The sequence below is a fragment of the Nonomuraea sp. NPDC050643 genome, from assembly GCF_040654715.1.
Classification (GTDB): Bacteria; Actinomycetota; Actinomycetes; order Streptosporangiales; family Streptosporangiaceae; genus Nonomuraea.
Map to the genome: position 1 here is coordinate 14,670 of NZ_JBFAIM010000003.1, position 14,318 is coordinate 28,987.

17 protein-coding genes are annotated in these 14,318 nt (G+C 69.5%); 10 read left to right on the top strand and 7 right to left on the bottom strand.

Going from position 1 to position 14,318, the window contains the following annotated elements; all coding sequences use genetic code 11:
- The first annotated feature begins 137 nt into the window (after positions 1-137).
- The 3 genes from AB0I15_RS04275 to AB0I15_RS04285 are packed head-to-tail and all read left to right on the top strand — an operon-like array spanning position 138 to position 2,315.
- Complete coding sequence (locus tag AB0I15_RS04275) at positions 138-932, top strand: hypothetical protein (protein ID WP_358089896.1); 795 nt, start codon at positions 138-140, stop codon at positions 930-932.
- Positions 929-2,005, top strand: a complete 1,077-nt coding sequence (locus AB0I15_RS04280; protein ID WP_358089899.1) for a glycosyltransferase — start codon at positions 929-931, stop codon at positions 2,003-2,005. Before AB0I15_RS04275 ends, AB0I15_RS04280 begins: the two co-directional genes overlap by 4 nt.
- Before the next feature lie 28 nt (positions 2,006-2,033).
- Complete coding sequence (locus AB0I15_RS04285; RefSeq protein ID WP_043615428.1) at positions 2,034-2,315, top strand: metal-sensitive transcriptional regulator; 282 nt, start codon at positions 2,034-2,036, stop codon at positions 2,313-2,315.
- Positions 2,316-2,787: 472 nt separating this feature from the next.
- Here AB0I15_RS04285 and AB0I15_RS04290 read toward each other — a convergent pair whose 3' ends face one another.
- Positions 2,788-4,113: a hypothetical protein gene (locus tag AB0I15_RS04290; protein ID WP_358090748.1), complete on the bottom strand. Its 1,326-nt coding sequence runs from the start codon at positions 4,111-4,113 to the stop codon at positions 2,788-2,790.
- Between the two features lie 74 nt (positions 4,114-4,187).
- Between AB0I15_RS04290 and AB0I15_RS04295 the strand changes: the two genes are divergently transcribed.
- Positions 4,188-5,069 carry a hypothetical protein gene (locus AB0I15_RS04295; RefSeq protein ID WP_358089902.1) on the top strand — a complete coding sequence of 294 codons (882 nt, stop codon included), beginning with the start codon at positions 4,188-4,190 and terminating at the stop codon, positions 5,067-5,069.
- Here the strand turns inward: AB0I15_RS04295 and AB0I15_RS04300 are convergent.
- Positions 5,041-5,571 carry a gamma carbonic anhydrase family protein gene (locus tag AB0I15_RS04300; RefSeq protein WP_358089905.1) on the bottom strand — a complete coding sequence of 177 codons (531 nt, stop codon included), beginning with the start codon at positions 5,569-5,571 and terminating at the stop codon, positions 5,041-5,043. The genes AB0I15_RS04295 and AB0I15_RS04300 overlap by 29 nt on opposite strands.
- Positions 5,572-5,712: 141 nt before the next feature.
- On the opposite strand from AB0I15_RS04300, the gene AB0I15_RS04305 reads away from it, so the two are divergent.
- Positions 5,713-6,771, top strand: coding sequence for a hypothetical protein (locus AB0I15_RS04305; RefSeq protein WP_358089908.1), 1,059 nt, complete (start codon positions 5,713-5,715; stop codon positions 6,769-6,771).
- Between the two features lie 64 nt (positions 6,772-6,835).
- Here the strand turns inward: AB0I15_RS04305 and AB0I15_RS04310 are convergent, their stop codons facing one another.
- From AB0I15_RS04310 to AB0I15_RS04330, 5 genes are all read right to left on the bottom strand, one after another.
- The gene (locus tag AB0I15_RS04310) at positions 6,836-7,228 is read right to left on the bottom strand and encodes a hypothetical protein (RefSeq protein ID WP_358089911.1); all 393 of its coding nucleotides are present in this window, start codon (positions 7,226-7,228) and stop codon (positions 6,836-6,838) included.
- Between the two features lie 163 nt (positions 7,229-7,391).
- Entirely contained in the window at positions 7,392-7,634 is a 243-nt protein-coding gene (locus AB0I15_RS04315; protein ID WP_358089914.1) for a hypothetical protein, read from the bottom strand.
- A gap of 124 nt (positions 7,635-7,758) precedes the next feature.
- Positions 7,759-8,511 carry a GntR family transcriptional regulator gene (locus AB0I15_RS04320; RefSeq protein WP_358089917.1) on the bottom strand — a complete coding sequence of 251 codons (753 nt, stop codon included), beginning with the start codon at positions 8,509-8,511 and terminating at the stop codon, positions 7,759-7,761.
- A gap of 152 nt (positions 8,512-8,663) precedes the next feature.
- Complete coding sequence (locus AB0I15_RS04325) at positions 8,664-9,206, bottom strand: VanZ family protein (RefSeq protein ID WP_358089920.1); 543 nt, start codon at positions 9,204-9,206, stop codon at positions 8,664-8,666.
- Positions 9,207-9,292: 86 nt separating this feature from the next.
- Positions 9,293-10,000 carry a dienelactone hydrolase family protein gene (locus tag AB0I15_RS04330; RefSeq protein ID WP_358089922.1) on the bottom strand — a complete coding sequence of 236 codons (708 nt, stop codon included), beginning with the start codon at positions 9,998-10,000 and terminating at the stop codon, positions 9,293-9,295.
- 211 nt (positions 10,001-10,211) lie between these two features.
- Here AB0I15_RS04330 and AB0I15_RS04335 point away from each other — a divergent pair, with 211 nt between their 5' ends.
- Genes AB0I15_RS04335 through AB0I15_RS04355 form a run of 5 tightly spaced genes read left to right on the top strand, consistent with a single transcriptional unit; the run spans position 10,212 to position 14,314 of the window.
- Complete coding sequence (locus AB0I15_RS04335; RefSeq protein ID WP_358089925.1) at positions 10,212-11,621, top strand: aldehyde dehydrogenase family protein; 1,410 nt, start codon at positions 10,212-10,214, stop codon at positions 11,619-11,621.
- Entirely contained in the window at positions 11,614-12,411 is a 798-nt protein-coding gene (locus AB0I15_RS04340) for a fumarylacetoacetate hydrolase family protein (protein WP_358089929.1), read from the top strand. Before AB0I15_RS04335 ends, AB0I15_RS04340 begins: the two co-directional genes overlap by 8 nt.
- Positions 12,408-12,833, top strand: a complete 426-nt coding sequence (locus AB0I15_RS04345; protein ID WP_358089932.1) for a RidA family protein — start codon at positions 12,408-12,410, stop codon at positions 12,831-12,833. Before AB0I15_RS04340 ends, AB0I15_RS04345 begins: the two co-directional genes overlap by 4 nt.
- Complete coding sequence (locus tag AB0I15_RS04350; protein WP_358089935.1) at positions 12,830-13,345, top strand: 3-hydroxyanthranilate 3,4-dioxygenase; 516 nt, start codon at positions 12,830-12,832, stop codon at positions 13,343-13,345. The genes AB0I15_RS04345 and AB0I15_RS04350 overlap by 4 nt, the downstream gene beginning before the upstream one ends.
- On the top strand, positions 13,346-14,314 hold the full coding sequence (locus AB0I15_RS04355; protein WP_358089938.1) for an amidohydrolase family protein: 969 nt from the start codon (positions 13,346-13,348) through the stop codon (positions 14,312-14,314).
- Positions 14,315-14,318: the final 4 nt, after the last annotated feature.

Here is a 14,318-nt window from a genome sequence, read left to right on the forward strand (position 1 = left end):
CGGACTCCTCCACAAGCCTTGTGGAGGAGTTCCGCATGTCAACGGGTGTGACGACAAGAAATCTGGCATCCACATAACGGGAAAATCACGGTAACCTCAACGTCGCATGGCTCTATTCGACGGGGAGGGGGCTCGTGATGGGCGTCGTCGTCACGGACGCCGAGGTCACCCTGGCCGACGTTCTCTCCTTGCGACTCGCCATCGACGAACCACTGGAAGACGGCACCGAACTCGTTCTCAGGCATCGCACCACGGGGGTGGAACGCGACGTGCTGCTCGGCACGCCAGGCGCGCGGGCCCGCGAGGCCACGCTGGCGGTCTCGCTGGAGCCGCTGGAACTCAGCGCCGGACGCTGGGACGCCTATCTGCGCCGTGACGGCAGGCGCAGCAGGCTCCGCAGCGTCGATCCCGGCTTCTCCCTTGACCATCTCGACACCTACGCGCTGTGCAGGCGCACGCTCGCCTACCGCTCCTACCGCACGCGCAACGGCTTCCTCGCGCTGAAGATCTCCGACGCGGAGCCGGTGGCCGAGGTGCGCTCCATCTGGTTCAGGGAGGGCCGGTTCGAGGTGATGGGGCTGCTGGCGTACACGGGGCTCGAGGACGACGACTCGCGTCACGAGGCCACGCTGACCCTCGACCGCCGCCAGACGAACGCCCGGGTGTCGGCCACGGCGACCGTGCAGGGCGTGCGCTTCCACGCGGCCGTGTCGCTCGTCGACGTGCTGGCCGCCGATCCCGACGGCGGCGGCACCTGGGAGCCCGCGCTCGAGGTCGAGGGCGTGCCCACGCCGCTGCGGCTGGGGGCGCGGCTCGACGACGTCGACGGCAAACGGCGCCGGCTGCACTATCCGTCGGCCAAGGTGGACGGCGTGCCGATCAGGCCCTGCTACACCGCGGACGACGAGCTGCGGATCGAGGTGGGCGGATGAAGGTCAGCCTGGTCCTCGCCTCCGCGTACGGCATGCGCGGCGACGTACACGCCACGCTGAACCTCGCGACCGCCCTGGCCGAGCGGCACGACGTCGAGGTGATCAGCGTCCGGCGCCAGAAGGAGAAGCCGTTCTTCCCCGTCGGCCCCAAGGTGGCCATGCGCAGCGTGATCGACGCCCGGCCCGGGGTCAGGCACCTGCTCCCGCGCGGCCAGGTGCGCACCGAGGTGGCCCTGTGGCGGCTGCTGCGCAACCTCAAGTCCGACGTCCTGATCACGACCAGGCCGGGGATCGGCGTCCAGGCCGCCAGGCACGCGCCGCGCGACACCATCAAGATCGCCCGTGAGTGGGGGCGGCCGGCGGTGCCGGGTCCCGTCAAACGCTTCTACCCGCGGCTGAGCGCCGTCGTGACGGCCACGGAGTCGGCCCAGGAGGAGTGGATGAAGCTCCTCGGCGACGGGCCCGAGGGGCCGGCCGTGCACGCCGTCCTGGACGCGCTGCCCGGTGGCCCCTGGCCGCGCTCGCGGATGGACAACAGGATCGTGGCCGCCGGTGGGCGGTGGGTGCCGCTGAAGGCGTACGACCGGCTGATCAGGGCGTTCGCGATCGTGGCGGACAAGCGGCCCGACTGGCGGCTGCGGCTCTACGGCGGCGGCCCGGAGGAGCGGCGGCTGCGTTCGCTGGTGCGCGACCTCAACCTGCACAACCACGTCTACTTCATGGGCACGACGCCCGACCTGGCGGGCGAGTTCGCCAAGGCCTCGATCGTGGCCAACACCTCGCGCAGCGAGGACCTGGGGATGACGGTGCTGGAGGCCATGGGGTGCGGGGTGCCCGTGGTGGCCTTCGAGGGGGCCAGGGGGCCCAGGGAGTTCGTGGCGACGGGCTACAACGGCGTGCTGGTGCCCGAAGGCGAGGGCGACCCGCACCTCTTCGCGGCGGCGCTGCTGGCGTTGATCGACGACGAGCGCAGGCGGCGCTCCCTGGCCGCGGGGGCGCTGGACACGGCGGTGCGCCATTCGGCCGACGAGGTGGTCGAGCAGTGGGAGAAGCTGATCGCAGATCTCCGCTAGTCATACCTGTTACGGGTACCGTAGAAGCATGCATGGGTACAGCGGAGACAAGCAGGCATATCTGACGCGCCTCAGACGGATCGAAGGGCAGATCAGGGGCCTGCAGCGGATGGTCGATGACGACGCCTACTGCATCGACGTGCTGACCCAGGTCTCCGCGGCCACGCGGGCGCTGCAGGCGGTGGCGCTGGGGCTGCTGGAGGAGCACATCTCGCACTGCGTCGCCGACGCGATCAACAGCGGCGGGCCCGAGGCCGAGGCGAAGGTGAAGGAGGCTTCGGCGGCCATCGCGCGCCTGGTCCGTTCATAGAGCGATTGACTAGTTATGTGAAACCCCGGAAACCCTTGTTCCTGACCCCTTAGGAGTCGGGAACTAGGTCCCCGGGGCTAGTAATCGTCAGTCCTTCAGCGGCTCGCCGAAGTCCGCAATCCGAGCGCGTCGTCGAGTTCGTCCAAGGTCAACCGCCGCTCACTGACTGCGACGGCGGTCAGCACCTCGGCGTAGAGCGCAATCTCGTCCAACGCGACACGGTCGTGGACCCGAGAGTCCAGGTCATCGTGCCCCACCGCGTCGTCCTTCCTTCCGCAGCCCACACCCTCTACGAGGTTACGGCGGACGCCCCTCCGGGCGACATGGCCCATCGGAGTCATTCCTTTCCGCGCCTCGGGGGCCCCACCGGAGTCATTTCCCGAATCCGAGATCACAATTCAGCGAAATGGCTGTTATCGGAAGTGTTAGAACGATATAGGCGGAGTAAGGGTGAAATATCGGTATTAGTGGTTTAGATGGGTCCGGTGTGGTCATCGTCCCGTTCGTGGACGATCTTGCGTACGAGTGCGGACTGTCCCGCCAGCCCGCGCTCGGGCACCTTGGCCCCCGTCAGCCGGCCCCACGCGAGCCCCATCGCGTACGCGGCCCCGAGCACCTCCGCCGCGCTTCCCCGGTCGGGAGGCGCCACCTCCAGCACCGGCGCCGGCGCGACCGACACCCCGCCGGGACGGACCGGGAAGCCCTCCGGCTGCGTCGACTCGGCGGCCGACGTGCTCGTGAGCCCCGCCTGCCGCAGCTCCTCGTAGGCCATCCTGAGCCGGTGGTCCAGCCGCGCGGGCAGCGTCTCCCTGGAATCCGACAGGTCGGCCAGGAACGTGGCCGCGGCCCTGGGCGGCTCGGCCGTGAACGCGAGCGCCTCGACGAGGTCGTAGAGGGTGTGGGAGAAGTGCTCCGCCGGGTCGTTCTCCACGAGCAGGGCCCGGCACAGCCGCGCGGGGCAGCGCTCCAGCCACGCCCGGCGCGTCTCGTCGTCCTCGCCGGCGTCGCCCAGCCCCGGCCGGCGCAGCATGGGCTCGACCATCGTGAGCAGTGCCAGCGCCCGCGGCCTGAAGCGGGTGTCGAGGAGCAGGATCTGGGCCGTGTCCGCCATGACGGCGGCGAGCCTCAGCGCGGCCCTCGAACGCCCGGCGCGCAGCCGCTCGGCCACGAGCGTGACGAGGTCGAGCAGCGGCGGCGCGGGCAGCCAGCGCACCCACTCGTCGCCGGGCAGCGAGCGGCGCAGGTATTCGCCGAAGATGGTGATCAGCCGCTCGTTGCCGTCGAACGCGGGCGCGTACGCGCACCACATGATCGTCCCCCAGACGGCCGCGACCGTGCTGGGCACGTCCGAAGCGAAGATCTCACCGAACGCCGTCAGCGGGTAGTCCAGCTCTGACTTGCGCCCGCAGGCGCGTACGAGCACCCTGAGCTGCTCTGTGAGGCGCTCTGGCACGTCGGGCCCGACGAACGCCTGGGTCGAGCCCGGCTCGGCGTGGAAATCGTGGCCGTGGGGCACCACGGCGTCGGGCAGCGCCGCCGCGGCGTGGCCCACCTGGCGCGCCCGCGTGCCCCTGGGCGGCGGCGCGAGGTGCCACCGGCCGTCGGCCGGGTCGTGCAGATGCCAGCGCGCGTGGGCCCCGAAGAGCCACCTGTCTCCATCGGGGGTCACAAGTATTCGCGCGGCCAGCACGTGGGCTCGATCGGGCACCGAAAGCCCCTGCCAGCGAGGGTCCGCGACCATCGCGCGGACCTCCGCCTCGGCGGAGGTGAACGCATCCCAGGGTGGCACGGCCGTCATCGTACTGGGCATACTCGGATCATCCATCGGCATTTCACGGCAGAATGTCCGCTATGAGGGCGAAGGTAGCAGGGATGGCGGCGGTCGTAAGCGTGCTCTCCGGGTGCGGTACGTCCCCGCTCGCACCGCCGACGCCCTCAGGGCCCGGCGTGCTCACGCTCGACAACGCCAAGGCGCCCGCGCCCGGCGGCGAGGTGGGCGAGGCCTCGACGGAGTTCGACGACGCGGCCGACCTGTCGGTGTGGACGAAGCTCAGCCAGACCGAGAAGGACGTCGACAGGATCGCCAAGTACGACGTGAACAAGACCGCGAAGGGCTCGATGTACCTGGAGCCCAAGACCTCGGCCTGGTTCGACGGTTTCCGCGGGCCCTTCGTGTACCAGGAGCTCGCCGGGGACATCGTCATGCACGCCCGGGTCAAGGTCGAGGGCAAGAAGGGCGGGCAGCCCCAGCGGAAGTTCTCGCTCGGCGGCCTGATGGCCCGGCAGCCCGGCTCGTACGCCAAGCCCAACTGGGTGTCGGTCACCACGGGCACCGCCGAGAAGAGCGGGCAGGTCGAGGTGAAGTACACCCAGGACGGCAGCTCGAAACCGCAGGAGCTGGCCGTCAAGAGCGGCTGGGTGGAGCTGTCGCTGGCCAGGGTGGGCCGGGTCTTCGTCGCCCTCTACAAGGAGGAGGGCGGCGCGTGGAAGGTCGGCCGGCGCTGGCCCTCGACGCTGCCCGACGTGCTCCAGTGGGGGGTGACCGCCTACAGCGACTGGGACAGCTACAGCCTGCTCAAGAAGGACGCCACCAAGGGCAACGCCAAACAGGTCAAGGGCAACCCCGACCTCAAGCTCACGGTCGACTTCATCCGCTTCCTGAGGCCGGAGCTGCCCGAATACGCCGACCCGCTCAACACCGCCTCGGTGTCGGACGAGGTCCTGATCAAAGCGATGACGCCTGCCGGTGCCTGAGTGCCTTGGCCATGTAGTTGTCCGGCGTGCGGGCGAAGGAGTCGCGATCGCCGTCGGTGAGGTCACGCACGATCTTGCCCGGCACACCCGCGACCAGCACGCCCGCGGGGATCTTCTTGCCGGGGCCCACCAGCGCTCCGGCCGCCACCAGGGTGCCCGCCCCGATGCGGGCGCCGCCCAGCACGATGGCGCCGATGCCGATCAGCGCGCCGGACTCCACATGGGCGCCGTGGACCATGGCCTTGTGGCCCAGGCTGACGCGGTCTTCCAGGATCGCGGGCTCGCCCGGGTCGGAATGCAGGCAGCACAGATCCTGTACGTTGCACTCCTCGCCGATCTCGATCCGCTCGTCGTCCCCTCGGAGAACGGAGCCGTACCAGATGCTGGACGCCCGGCCCACCCGTACGCTGCCCACCACGACGGCGCCGGGCGCTATGTACGCATCGGGATGTATGTCCGGCACTGCTCCGTTGTCCAACGCTGCTATGTACATTCGAGACATCGTAATTCCAGCTCGGGGTATGGCGTTCGGGTTGCGGACGTGGGCAGATGGCAGGAAAGTCGTTTCCTAACGTCTCGTCGTCAGACCCTCACAACCCGCAGTTTTCCCCCGCCTCACGCAAACCACCCTTAGGTAACCCCCATGATGAACCAGCACGAGAGCATTCCCGATCTGATGCAAGAGGACACCTTCGAAGTCGTGATGCGCGGTTACAACCGCCGTCAGGTCCACGACTACATGATCCGTACCCGTAACCAGATACGGGATCTGGAAGAGCGGCTGGCACGGGCGATCGATCAGGCCGAACAGGGCCGCATCGAGCTGGCGGAGGCCAGGCGGCGCATGGTCGAGACGCCTCAGAGCTATGAAGACCTCAGCCCCAGGCTCGCGCAGATCCTCCGGCTCGGAGAGGAGGAGGCCGCCTCCAAGCGCGAAGACGCCGAGGCGGAGGCCGCCAGCGTCCGTGACGCGGCCAAGTCCGAGGCCGAACGGCTCGTCACGACCTCCCGTGAGACCGCCGACAAGATCCTCACCTCCGCGCAGGCGGAGGCCGAGCGGCGGGTGAGCGAGGCCACCCAGGCGGCCGAGCGCATGCTCGCCCAGGCCGGCGGCGACGCCGAGGAGCAGCTCACCTCCGCCCGCACCGAGGCCGAGGAGACGCTGAGCCAGGCGCGCGCCGAGTCCGAGCGCGTGCTCGCCACCGCCCACAACGAGTCGGAGCAGCTCCAGCAGTCGGCCGCCGCGCAGGCCGAGCAGCTCGTGGCGCAGGCGCGTGGCGAGGCCGACACGATGCTGGCCTCGGCCCAGCAGCGCACCGCCACTCTGGACGAGCAGGCGGGGCGCCGGGTCGAATACCTGAGCAACACCCACACGGAGGTCGTGCGGCGGCTGAACGAGATCAGCTCCGTGCTCGGCGACCTCATGCGCAGCGAGTCGTCCGCCGGTCCGCTGGTCCCCGACGCGGCGGCGCCTCCCACGCCGTCCTCGCCGCAGGACGACGTGCGGGTCATCGTCGAGGACGACGAGCCCGAGTCCAGGCTCGAGCCGCAGCCCGAGCCCGAGTCCAGGCTCGAGCCGCAGCCCGAGCCCGAGTCGCGGCTCGAGCCTGAGTCCGAGCCCGAGCCCGTGCGGAAGCCTCAGGAGGGCGTCTCGGACGACACCGACGTCAACATCGTCAGGCTGTCAGAAGCCCACAAGTAACCCCCCGCAGACGCCCTCGGTCCTCGTGGAGGATCGAGGGCGTCAACGCGTCGACAGGTAATACTCACCCCGGGGTGAGAGCCGGTAGCCGGTCTCCAGGCTGATCGTCAGGCCGAGGGACTTGAGCTTGCGGACGTTGAGCTTGAACCTGGCGAGGTCCTGGCCCACCTCCGGCGCCAGGTCGGCGGTGGAGGGCCACGCGGTGGATCGGGTCCGGCCCCCTCGCGTCGAGGTCGGACAGGAGGGCGGCGCGGTCCGCGTACCCCGCCGCCCTGGCCGCCTCGTCGGTGAGGTCGGTGCGAGCCGTGACGACCTCCACCGCCGTGACCTCGGCCATGAGGCCGTCGCCCATCCGGTAGCGCCCGCCCGCGGTGACCTGAGCACGCTTCCAGCGCCTGAAGGCCAGCGTGATCGAGCCGTCGCGGACGCCCTCACGCAGTCGTCGTTCGAACAGCATGAGACCGATGGTACGGAGCGGAAGCCCCCGCCCCCGATAGGGTCGGAGGCTTCCGCGATCGTGGCCCCTCCTGATTGGTGGCCCGGTGCCGGGGCCGCCGAGACGCAGGACCCGGCACCGGGCGGCTTGTGTGCGCAGACCGCGGAACGCTCCACGGCCTGCGTCAAGGAGGTGCGGGGCCGGCCCGCCACGGATGTTGCCGGCCGGCTCGCCTCTCCTGGTCCCGGAGCTGGTCGCGCAGTCCGCCCGGGTCGTCCGCGTCGATGGTCATCGCACATCCGGCATCGCGCTGCGCCGCGCTCAGCGGATGGTGTCTCGTGGCCCACCAGCGGCCCGCGTCGCTCCGCCAGATGGTCCACTGGGGGTATTCCCGGGCGATCTCGGCAAGGTGCCGATCAACGGACATCGCTGTCCACCTTTCCCGGGCCCCCAGGCGAGGTTTCCATCTCTTTAGAAGATGAGGCACCTCTCTAGAGAATTCAATGATCGTGACGGACAGGTCAACCTATCGCTTGACAGATCGGGTTGAACTACGCGTCGAAGTCGTACTGGAGTACGTACGCCGCCGAGTCCAGCACCATCTCGTTGAGCTCGACCGGCAGCCCGCCCGACGTGTACGCCGTCCGCGAGATCACGATCACCGGTGTCCCGCCCGGCAGATCCAGCAGCGCGCTCTCCCGGGGCGCGGGCATGCGGGCGCGTACCTCCTCGGTGAAGTGGACCGGTGGGACGCCGAGGTCGCTCAGCCTGGCGTAGACGCCGCCGGGCCCGGTGTCGGTGAGGGTGATCGCGGACCCGGCCACCAGGTGGGCGGGGAAGTAGGAGCTGGCGAGCTGTACCGGCCTGGTGTCGACCGAGTAGCGGCGCCGGCGTACCCAGACCTCGCCGCTTTCGAGGATGCCCGCCACGTCCTGTGTGGCTCGCTCCAATTGCACCTCCACCCGGTCCACGGTGAACGGCCGGCCGCGGGTGTCCGCATCCCAGATGGCCCGCCCCTGACCCCACTGCTCTCGTGACAGGCGGCGTGAGCCGTGCCTGCGTATCGGTTTGAAGAGCCGCACGTAAACCCCCGAACCTCGTTTGGGCACCGCCAGCCCTTCGTTGATCAGTACGGCAAGCGCCTGCCTGGCGGTGGCTCGTGCGATTGCGTATTCGGCCATCAGCGCGTTCTCGCCCGGTAGTCGGTCCCCGTCGCGCAGTTCGCCGGACAGAATCCGGGCGCGGAGGCCGTCGGCGATGCGTCGATAGATAGGGGGCTCGTGGGGTACCGGGGATTCAGACAACTTTGATCACCCTCTGTCACCAACCAGGTTGTGGCGTCTCCAGAGAACTTGCCCCGTCTTGTCCACGATCGCACAGATACAGAGGTTGGTCGCGAGCTTCTTTTGAGCGGATCGTGCCCGTGTGGTGAATTCCAGGGCGTTTTAGCGGGCCGTTACCGTGGAACGGTCCTGGCCGGTATTCGATCGGCCCACCAGCGGCGAGTAACCAAAGCGAAGATCACAGCACCCGTGGTGTTGAGGAGGACGTCGTCCACCGAGGAGAACCGGCCCAATCGGAGGGTGTACTGGAGCACCTCGACCAGGACCGAAAATGCCGCCGCGACCGCCGCAACGCGGCCGAGACGGGACATTCGGCGGCTGCGCACCGGTAGCAGCGCGCCGAGGGCGGCGAAGACCAGCAGGTTGCCTCCGACCTGCACCAACACCGCGTCCCATGGCGCGCCGAGCAGGTCCGTCAGGTCGGCGAACGGGACGAGGCCGACTCCGGCGGCCCCGTCCGACGGCGTGAGGATCATCCATATCCATGGAGCGGTCCCGACCGCGATGCCGACGTCGGCGATCGAGACGCGCAGGGGCGCCGGATGGCGGGCGCGAGCGCGGTGGCGGAAGAGAAGCAAGATTGCCAGCAAGGCCAGGGGGAGCGCAAAGGTACCAGCAATAATGACGTTTCCCCACAATTCCCACGTCCGCGCCATCCGACCATGATGACGATTGATCTAGGGGTACCGGAAGATGTCCTTCTGGACAGGTCCTCCCGGCCCGGGAAGGCGGGCGCGAAGGGTCACGGGCGGACCGGCAGGTGCTCGCCGAGGAACGCCGTCGCCACCGCCCACGTACGCTCCGCCGCCGCCGGATGGTGGAACATCGGCGCCTCGCTGTTGTGGAAGGCGTGCCCGGCCTCCTCCTCGACGTGCATGACCACGTTCGGCCTGCCCTCGGCGGCCTTCTCCACCACGGCCACCCGCTCGCGCGTGATGAAGGGGTCGCTCCCGCCGAACACCAGCAGCAGCGGCGCCTCGACGCGCTCCATCAGGCCGGTGGCGTCGGGCACCGCCGAGCCGTAGAAGGACAGGACCGCGGTCAGCTCGACCTGCGTGGCCAGCATGTAGGCGATCGAACCGCCCAGGCAGAAGCCCAGGGCGCCGACCCCGCCGCTCACCTCGGGCAGCGACCGCAGGTGGGAGACGGTGAGCGCGGAGTCGGCCACGCCCTGCGGGAAGTCGAAGCCGGCGGCCAGGTCGATCGCGGCCTGCGTGCCCTCAGGGGTGTGCTCACCCTGCCAGTGCGGGTGGAGGCGCCAGAACAGGTCGGGCGCGGCCACCACGTAGCCGCGGGAGGCGAGGTCGATCGCGACCTTCTCGATGTAGGGGCCGACGCCGTAGATCTCCTGCACCAGGAGCACGCCGGGGCCGCTGCCCGCTTCGGGCAGCCACACGCGGACGTCGAAGGTGCCGTCGTGGGCGGTGACTTGGTCGGTTCGGGTCTGCATGTCCACCAGCATCGCGCATGGCGCGCGCCGCGTTCCGGCGAGACGATGCGATGACGACACGACGACACGACGACGACACGACGACGACGACACGACGACGACGACACGACGACGACGGCTCGATCGAGGGTTCCGTGACCCGGGACACCTTGTTGTCCCGTCCCCCACGGCGATCTATACCGGGGAGTGAGGGAGAGATGAGGAGACTGTTGTGCTGACCCACTTCATCGGCGGCCAGCCGGTGGCCGCGGGAAAGACCTTCCCCGTCCACGATCCGGTGACGGGCGCCGTCGTCGGGCAGGCCCACGAGGCCGATCCCGAGGTCGTCGACCGCGCCGTGCGCGCGGCCAGGGAGGCGGCGCGAGACTGGGCGGCGATGCCCGCCGGTGAGCGCGCCGGGTGGATGCGGCGGCTGGCCGAGGGCATCGAGGAGCGTTTCGACGACCTGGTGGCGGCGGAGATCGCCGACACCGGCAAGCCGCTCGACCAGACCCGCACGCTCGACATCCCGCGCGGCATCGCGAACTTCCGCGCCTTCGCCGAGATCGCCGCCCAGCGGCCCGACGAGGCCTTCCACCTGTCGGGCACGCTGAGCTACACCATCCACAGGCCGCTCGGGGTGATCGGGGTGATCGTCCCGTGGAACCTGCCGTTCCTGCTGATGACCTGGAAGCTCGCCCCCGCCCTCGTCGCGGGCAACACCGTGGTGGTCAAGCCGTCGGAGCACACGCCCGGCTCGGCCGCGGTGTTCGCCGAGATCTGCGCCACCGCCGGGCTCCCGTCCGGCGTCGTCAACATCATCTTCGGGTACGGCTCCGCCGGGCAACTCCTCGTCGAGCACCCCGGGGTGGACGCCGTGACGTTCACCGGCTCCACCCCGACCGGCACGGCGATCATGAAGTCGGTGGCCGACCGGGTCAAGCCGATCTCGTTCGAGCTGGGCGGCAAGAACGCCGGGCTGATCTTCGACGACTGCGATCTCGACCGGGCGGTCGAGGGCAGTGTGAAATCGGTCTTCACCAACGGCGGCCAGGTGTGCCTGTGCACCGAGCGGCTCTACGTCCAGCGCTCGATCTTCGAGGAGTTCTGCGCGCGGCTGGCCGTACGCGCCCAGGAGATCGAGCCGCAGCCCATGATCTCCTCGGAACACCGCGAGAAGGTGCTGTCCTACTACGCCCTGGCCCGCTCGGAGGGAGCCAAGGTGCTGACAGGAGGCAGTGTCCCCGTGTTCGGTGATCATCGCGATTCCGGTTATTTCGTGGAACCGACCGTAGTGACAGGCTTGTCTGAATGGTCGCGGTTCAACAGGGAGGAGATCTTCGGTCCCGTGTGCCACGTCGCGCCCTTCGACAGCGAGGCCGAGGCGATCGACCTGGCCAACAGCAGCGAGTACGGCCTGGCCGCCACCCTGTGGACCACCAGCCTCGACCGCGCGCACCGGGTGGCCCAGAAGCTGGAGGCCGGGCTCGTCTGGGTCAACACCTGGTACCTGCGCGACCTGCGCACCCCGTTCGGCGGCGTGAAGCTGTCGGGCATCGGCCGTGAGGGCGGCACCCGGTCACTCGACTTCTACTCCGAACCCACCACCATCACCATCAAACTGGAGCAGCCCGATGCATGACGAATGGTCCCAGGCCGTGGACGCGCACGCCCAAGCCGCCGATCGGCTGATCGAGGCAGTGCGTCTGGGCAAGCCGTGCGCACCGATCAGGGACCTGGTCAGCACGGCGGCCGGCGGCTACGCCGTGCAGGAGATCAACACGCGGCGGGCGCTCGGCGAGGGGCGGCGCCCGGTCGGCAGGAAGATCGGCGTGACCAACGCGCTGCTCCAGCAGCGCTTCGGGATCGACCAGCCGGACAGCGGCATGCTGTTCGCGGACATGGCCTACGGCGACGGGCAGCCCATGCCGCTGGAGCGGTTCCTGCAGCCGCGGGCGGAGGCCGAGGTCGCGCTGGTGCTCGGGGCGGATCTGCGGGGCGGGCCGTTCACGATCGCCGACGTGCTCAGGGCGGTGGAGTTCGCGCTGCCCGCCATCGAGATCGCCGACTCGCGGATCGCCGACTGGGACATCACGCTGGCCGACACGATCGCGGACAACGCCTCGGCCGGCGCGTTCGTGCTGGGCGGCACGCCCGTGCCGCTCATGGGGCTGGACCTGCGGGCGGCCACCATGACGATGACCCGCGGCGGCGCGGAGGTCTCGACCGGCTCGGGCGAGCTGTGCCTGGGCAACCCGCTCAACGCCGCCGTCTGGCTGGCCACCCGGCTCGGCCCCACGGACCACGCGCTGCGGGCCGGGGACGTGGTGCTGACCGGCGCGCTCGGCCCGGTCGTGCCCGCCGGGCCCGGTGACGTGTTCGAGGCGCGGATCGAGGGGCTCGGATCGGTGCGGGCGGTGTTCGGCAAGTGAGACCCAAGGCCATCCGGGTGCCCGGCAAGGCCACTCCCCGAGGGAGGTTCCCGCACGTCAAGCGGGCAGGCGACTTCCTGTACGTCTCGGGCACGAGCTGCCGCCGGCCGGATGACTCGTTCGTGGGCGTGGAGGTCGACAAGTACGGGGCGACGAACCTGGACATCCGCGCTCAGACCAGAGCGGTGATCGAGAACATCGGCGACATCCTCAAGGCCGCCGGTGGCTCGCTCGCGGACCTCGTGCAGATCACCACGTACCTGGTGAACATGAACGACTTCAAGGGCTACAACGAGGTCTACGCCGAGTTCTTCGACGAGGAGGGCCCCACGAGGGCCACGGTCGCGGTGCACCAGTTGCCGCACCCGCATCTCCTCATCGAGATGCAGGCCGTCGCCTACCATCCACAGGAGCGATCATGATTCCCCCCATTGACTTCACCAAGTGGATCGACGAGCACGCCCACCTGCTCAAGCCGCCGGTCGGCAACAAGGTGGTCTTCGAGGGGGCGGACGACTTCATCGTGATGGTGGTCGGCGGGCCCAACGCGAGGACGGACTTCCACGTCGACCCGTACGAGGAGCTGTTCTACCAGGTGCGGGGCAACATGCACGTCAACGTCGTCACCGAGGACGGCCCCGAGACCGTGCACATCCGCGAGGGCCAGATGTGGCTGCTGCCGCCGCGGCTGCCGCACTCGCCGCAGCGGCCGGAGGCCGGCTCCGTGGGGCTGGTGGTGGAGCGGATCCGGCCGGAGGGCACGCTGGAGAGGTTCCAGTGGTACTGCGCGGCGTGCGGCCACCGGGTGCACGAGGTCGAACTGCAGGTACGCGACATCGTCAAGGACCTGCCGCCCGTCTTCGAGGCGTTCTACACCGACGAGAAGGCCCGCACCTGCGCTCAGTGCGGCGCTCTGCATCCTGGCAAGGGTTAGATGACCATCGACGTCCACACGCACTACGTGCCCAAGGGCTGGCCCGAGCTGGGCTGGCCCGGGGCGCCGAGACTGAGGATCGAGTCGGAGCGCGAAGCGACGATCCTCGTCAACGACCAAGATTTCCGGAAAATTCAGGATGACTGCTGGAATCCGCGGGTCCGGCTGGAGCGGATGGACCGGGACGGCGTGGACCGGCAGGTGGTCGCGCCCACTCCCGTCTTCTTCGGCTACGACCGGCCGGCCGCGGAGGGCGTGCGGATCGCGAAGGTCTTCAACGACCTGGCGCTGGAGATCTGCCAGGACGAGCGGCTGATCCCGTTCTGCCAGGTGCCGCTGCAGGACCCCGGCCTGGCCTGCGCCGAGCTCGACCGTTGCCTGGCCCAGGGCCACAAGGGCGTGGAGATCGGCAACCACGTCGGCGACCGCGACCTCGACGACCCCGGTGTCGTGGAGTTCCTGCGGCACTGCGCCGAGCGGAGCGTTCCCGTCTTCGTGCACCCCTGGGACATGCCCGCGGGGCCGCGCGTCGCCCGGTGGATGGCGCAGTGGCTGGTCGGGATGCCCGCGGAGACCCACCTGTCCATCCTGGCGATGATCCTCGGCGGCGTGTTCGACCGGGTGCCGGACACCCTGCGGATCTGCTTCGCGCACGGCGGCGGCTCGTTCGCGTTCTGGCTCGGCCGGGTCGAGAACGCCTGGCACCGCAGGCACGACCTGGTCGGCGTCTCGGAACGGCCGCCGTCCCACTACCTCGGCAGGTTCAGCGTCGACTCTGCCGTCTTCGACGAGCGCGCGCTGCGGCTGCTCGTCGACACTCTCGGGGAGGACCACGTGATGCTCGGCAGCGACTTTCCCTATCCGCTGGGCGAGTCACCCTCGGGTGACCTGATCCGGCGGGCCGGCTTCCTGTCCGGCACGGCCCGCGCCAAGCTCCTCGCAGCCAACGCCGAGGCGTTCCTGGGCTGAGGAA